Below are 6,075 nucleotides of genomic sequence, written 5' to 3' on the forward strand. Positions count from 1 at the left end.
ACGCGCCATTACAGCCCGCATTGATATATCCAAACGTTCCAATTCTAAACAACCCACGCTTTACACGTTTTCTGCGCTTACTGCCACTGTTGCCGGTTTTTCACCGAATTTGGGTAGCGCATCATTGTCCAGAAAACTTGTCTCTGCCTAATGATATTCTATAAGGGTAGAGCATTGCAGAAAAATGCGATAGGCGGTTAAAACCGCTCGCGTGGGCTTTCCACCTCGCTTCTTTAGAGCGCGAGGCTACCAGCCCTACCGTGTTTCTCTTGTGTCCTTGAGCGGTGAAGGCATGAGTTGAGCTTCATCGGACCACCCCAGTTTGACGATTCCCAGATAGACTCGTCGGGTCAACTCAGTTGACTCGACCCACCAAATTCTCACCGAAAAAATTAAAATAAGGCTGTTGCAGCTCAGGGAGGGGGAAACTTGATGTTTAGAAAAAAGCAAAGATCCAACAAGGTAACGATAGCCGTTGGCATCGGGCTATGGATTGTGTTAATCGGTGCTGCTGTACCCATGAAGAAATGGATTGAATGGAGTCAGAACACTCCAAAAATGCTGACACTTGGGGGAAAGCTCAGTCACCAGTCTGCGGTGAAACCTTTGGCGCTGATGCCGGAGGAGCAAAGAGCGAGTCAGTTAGAACAGTTGGCGATCGATGGCAAGGGTCTCGATCGCGCCCAAGCTCGTTATCTGTTAGCCAACGATTTACTCGAACAAGGGCAGGCAGCACAGGCCCTGGAATGGCTCCAAGACTTAGAAAACGACTATGATCTGCTCGCCCCCTACATTTTGTTTAAACGCGCCCAGGGGTATGAACTGACGAGCAATTCAGCCCAAGCGCGGGAAACTTGGACAGAATTGCTGGCAACGTATCCCGATTCTCCGGTGGTGGTTGAAGCACTCTACGCCTTGGGTGCAAGCAACCCCCAATATTGGGACCAGGCCCTGGAGAAATTCCCAGCTCACCCCAAGAGTATGGAAATCGCTCAAACCCGCTTAAAAGAAAATCCGAATGGCCTGGATTTATTATTGCCGATCGCCAACCACGGCTTTTACCTAGACAATTACAAATCCTATCTGGAAAAACTGGGCCGTCAACATCGCGATCGCCTCACGGCAGAAAATTGGGATGCGATCGCCTTTGGCTATTGGGAAAAACAAGACTATGGCAAAGGCGGAGAAGCCTACGCTTTCGCCACCTGGAACCCCCTGAGCGCTTATCGTCTCGGCAGAGGACGTCAGCTCTCTGGTGATAACAGCGGGGCCATCTTAGCCTACAAACGACTCTTCGTAGACTTTCCCGACAGCGAAGAAGCCAGCATGGGGTTAGAGCGACTGATCACCTTGGTCGAACCCAAAGAAGCCCTAACTTATATCGATGAACTGATTAACCGCTTTCCCAACAAAGCCGGAGAAGCCTTCTTCGCACGCTCAAAAGTCCTGGATGAACTGGGAAGCCTCAGTGCAGGCAAAGAAGCCCGGGACAAGTTGCTCAGTGAGTATAGCAATTCCAAAGGCGCCGCCGAACTGCGATGGAGTTTAGCCCAACAAAGTGTCGCGATCAGCAAGTTCGAGGAAGCGCGGAAGTGGGCTTTGGAAATCCTTCAGGAAAACCCCGATAGCGAACTGGCTCCGGAAGCGGGGTTCTGGGCCGGAAAGTGGGCGCAGCGCCTGGGGTTGAGCAAGGAAGCTCGCCAAACCTACGAAGAGGTTTTGTTTAACCATACAGAATCCTACTATGCTTGGCGATCTGCCGTGTTATTAGGATGGGATGTGGGTGACTTCACCAATGTCAGGGCCCTGACTCCGGCGATCGTCGCTCAAACCGAACGGGTTGAAATCCCAGCCGGATCCAAGCTCCTCAAAGAACTATACCTCCTCGGCCAAGACCAAGATGCCTGGACCCTCTGGCAGGTCGAATTTACCAATCGCCGAGAACCCTCAGTCCCTGAGCAGTTTACCGATGGGTTGATTCGCCTTGGGGTTGGAGATAATCTGGATGGAATTTTTATGTTGTCCAGTCTGCGGTGGCGAGACAAACCCGAGGACCAAGAGCAGTACAAACAAATCAAGGCACAACCTCATTATTGGGAAGCGCTTTATCCCTTTCCTTATGTTGACCTGATCCAGAATGCCGCTCAGGAACAACAAATGAATCCCTTGTTAGTAACGGCATTAATGCGCCAAGAGTCCCGATTTATGCCAAAAATTCGGTCTTCCGTGGGTGCAGTCGGGTTGATGCAGGTTATGCCCGAAACCGGGTCCTGGGCAGCGCAGAACATGGGACTCAAAAATCACAATCTAGAAGACCCGGTGGATAATATTAACATCGGGACTTGGTATCTAGATTTTACTCATGGGCAGTATAAAGATAACTCAATGTTAGCCGTGGCGAGTTACAATGCCGGCCCTGCTAATGTAGCCTCCTGGATCGAACGATTTGGATTTAACGATCCCGATGAGTTCGCTACCCAGATTCCTTTCCCCGAAACCCAAGGTTACGTCAAGTACGTTTTTGAGAACTACTGGAATTATCTGCGGCTATACAGCCCCGAAATTGCCAAGAAACTCGGACAATAACTCTCCCCCCCAGTTCTTGAGGTAACCGAACCTCGAACCCGGCAAATCTTACCCTGTGGACAACCAACCGGCAAGATTTGGGGCGATCGCCCTTTTAGAAAAAAAATGGGATCGGGAAATATACGGATGTCCAAACTCCTCAAAACGGGCTAACTTAATGATGGAGAATCGACTCAAGAGCGGCTACTTATGATATTGGAGTCTTTAGGCTGTGCAAAAATTGCTGGTGAGTTAGCCGCGCTAATGCAGCAAAAAGTGACGGGGACATGGCTCGTTGTCGCTCAAGAATGCACTCGCTCTTCCCAGCCCCCGGATCCAGGGCCTCAGCCCCTTCGCAGTCGCCCCCCGGGGCGACCGAATCAGTCCTCGGGGAAAGACCGCTTGACCCGAACGAGTGATAGTGCTTCCCCCACAGTTGGTCAAGGTCAGGCTCCACCATGCCGTCCTTGCTCGGGGGAACGCCAGTGGCGATTTTACCTCGTCATGGGCCGGTTAGTCTACATTACTGAAAGTGTTCACCGGGTCCGGCGGTGGTCCAGGGCGTTGCGACAACACTGCCCCAAGTTCGTTGTCGATCCCAAAGATGTGGCCCAGGGAGAACCCTGGGAATTTCAACTCCTGAAACCGGGAATGGACCAACATCTGCTCAGTCCCACTCATGCCAAAGCCCTCATTCGCACGAGTAGTTTAGAAGCCTTATTCAACCTGGCCAGCTATGCCAAAATTAGCACCCATTGGCACCCCCTGCCCCTGGAGTCTTTACAGATCCCCAGTAACATCGCCCTATCCGCCTTGGATGTGGCCCAGGTGTTTCAGAAGGCCGAACAGCTCTGGGAACAGTGGGAACAACTCGGGTTACACTACATTAGCCCAGACTTTTCCCCGGTATTAAGCCATCCCACTCAGCTCAAACAACAAGTCAGTTCCCAATCATTTTTGACCCTCAACACCCTCTTCAACGGTGAAAATACGATTTGGGACCTGGCGATCGAGCGCAAGCAATCCATCGTGGGTGTGACCCGAACTTTACATCATTTCGTAGAACAGGGTAAAATCTCTCTACAAACGGTCTCCGATTGGCCTTCCCCTCTGGAACAGTGGCGCATCGTTCGGGCGGCGGTAGCCCCCAAAAAACCCTTGATTGCTTGTATTGATGATAGTCCCCTGGTTTCAGAGGTCCTCGCTCGGATCCTCCAACCTGCCGGTTACGATACGATCGCCATTCAGGACCCCATGCAAGGGGTGGCCATCCTCTCAGAGAAAAAGCCGGATTTTATCTTTTTAGATCTGGTTATGCCCCAGACAAATGGCTACAATCTTTGCAATTTTTTACGTCAAAGCAACCTATTTCGCGAGACCCCGATTGTCATCCTCACCAGTCAGGATGGCATTATTGACCGCACAAGGGCCAAATTAAATGGGGCTTCAGATTTTCTCAGTAAGCCCCCCGAGGCGGACAAGGTGCTGCAAATGGTTGAAAAATACCTGAAGTGTTCCGAACTCCCGAACCCCCTCCCTGATATGGGTTTTCCGGCGCTGGCATAACGCATTCCCCGGGCGATCGCCCCAGGGGTCCTCGGGCTCCTAATTACCACTCACCCCTCAACTTCAGGGTTTCTTGTGATCTACCGCGCGATTCATGGACCCAGACTCCCGTCTCGGAACCCGCGATCGCCTCCAGGCTCAATTTGGGTCTGGCACGAATCCCCAGAAAACAGCTATAACAATAGAATAGGGTCTGTACTAAACTGAACTGAACTGAACTGATACCTGATCGTTTTAACTTCATCTTGTCCCTGCTCATCCGAGCCAATCCCGAGCAAAATGGGAATGGGTTTTTGTGAATCGAAGGCGATCGCAACCTACCCCGGCGTTTCATTGCGATCGCGCCCCTCCCCCCTGAACCCAGTTTTGAGGAATGCTACCCCCTAGACGGCCCGCTTTCCTCCCATTCCTGGTATTCGCCTTTCTTCAGACTGCGTTCTACAACCCTAGCTTGCCTCTCAAAGTTTCTATAAATAAATGAGTGAAGTTTTAATACAACTTTTTGTCCAACTGATTTCTGACTATACGGGTTTGCGAATCAGGACTCAAGACCGAGAGGCTTTATGTCGTAAACTTGGGTCTCGGATACGCACCCTTAAATTATCCTCCCCCGAAGATTATTATAAATTACTAGAGGGAGGTATCGACCCAAATAATTCCTTTTCAGGAATCGCCGCTCAAGGAGAATGGAGAGAACTAATCACCCTCTTAACCACGGGTGAAAGTTATTTTTTTCGAGATAGTGGTCAATTTTGGCTCCTTGAAAATGTCCTTTTACCGGAACTGATTGCGGATCAACGACAAATTAGTAGATCCGCTGGAAACGCCAAACCCTCCCTGCGGATTTGGAGTGCTGGATGTTCCACCGGAGAAGAACCCTACTCTCTGGCAATTCTGCTCACTCAACTGATTCCCGACTGGGAAAACTGGAATCTTTTTATCTTAGGAACGGATATTAATCACGAGTCGATTTCTCAAGCGCAACAAGGACTATATAGCCCTTGGTCATTTCGGATGATAGAACCTGAGCGCCTGCCCCAATATTTCCAGCAACGCAAAAACCAATGGAAAGTCGAAGAAAAATATCGCCGGTTAGTCACGTTTCGGGTGGGTAATTTAGCCCGCGATCGCTTTCCTGATTTGACAGGTGATCTCGCTCATCTAGATTTAATTATCTGTCGAAATGTCTTTGTCTATTTTGAATACGAGGTGATTGGTGAAATTTTAGGAAAATTTGCCAAAACCCTCCGACCCGGTGGATACTTGATGACGGCTCATGCCGAACTTCACGGGCAGAATTTGGAACAGTTTACCCCAAAAGTTTTTGCCCAGTCTGTGGTTTATCAATGCCGAGATAACTCTTCCGTCAATATCCCCGTCTCTCCCTATCAAGGGTATAACCTCCCTTCATCCTTCCCCTTACCTTCCTCCTCCGGTAGCGCCACCCCTCCGAAGTTCGAGCCAGTTAAAAACAATATACCCCGGCATAGATACCAACCGCCACGCTATCAGTCTAGCACATCTTCCCCCGACCTGACTCTTAAAAACTCTGACATCAGTGTGCTATTGCAAAAGGCTGAAACCCTCTTTAATGCGGACCGCTTAGACGAATCACTCCAGACCTTCCAAGATATTGTTCGATTGCAGCCTCGACATTTTCAAGCCTATTATCTGATTGCTAAAATTTATGCTAACCTAGGAAACTATCATCAAGCCGAACGCTATTGTCAACAAGCTATCTCCATTGATGCATTGTCGGTTCAACCTTACTACATCATGGCTCATATTGCTGAGGAAAAAGGAGAGTTGGATCGGGCCAAATATTGGTTAAAGCGAATTCTTTATTTAGCGCCGCTCTCTCTATCAGCTTATCTAGAACTAGGCGCAATTTATGAACGAGAATCTGACCTAAAAAGAGCGAATAAAATGCGGAGAACTGCCTTA

3 protein-coding genes are annotated in these 6,075 nt (G+C 49.7%); all 3 read left to right on the top strand.

The window, feature by feature from the left end; translation table 11 throughout:
- The first annotated feature begins 432 nt into the window (after positions 1 to 432).
- Positions 433 to 2,586, top strand: a complete 2,154-nt coding sequence (locus tag J0895_RS22735; RefSeq protein ID WP_207090272.1) for a lytic transglycosylase domain-containing protein — start codon at positions 433 to 435, stop codon at positions 2,584 to 2,586.
- Positions 2,587 to 2,775: 189 nt separating this feature from the next.
- Positions 2,776 to 4,131 (top strand): response regulator, encoded by a 1,356-nt coding sequence (locus tag J0895_RS22740; RefSeq protein ID WP_207090273.1) that lies wholly within the window; start codon positions 2,776 to 2,778, stop codon positions 4,129 to 4,131.
- A gap of 477 nt (positions 4,132 to 4,608) precedes the next feature.
- Positions 4,609 to 6,075, top strand: a 1,467-nt coding sequence (locus J0895_RS22745) for a CheR family methyltransferase (protein WP_207090274.1), incomplete at its 3' end; no start/stop codon positions are given.

Source organism: Phormidium pseudopriestleyi FRX01 (assembly GCF_017313335.1).
Taxonomy (GTDB): Bacteria; Cyanobacteriota; Cyanobacteriia; order Cyanobacteriales; family Laspinemataceae; genus Laspinema; species Laspinema pseudopriestleyi.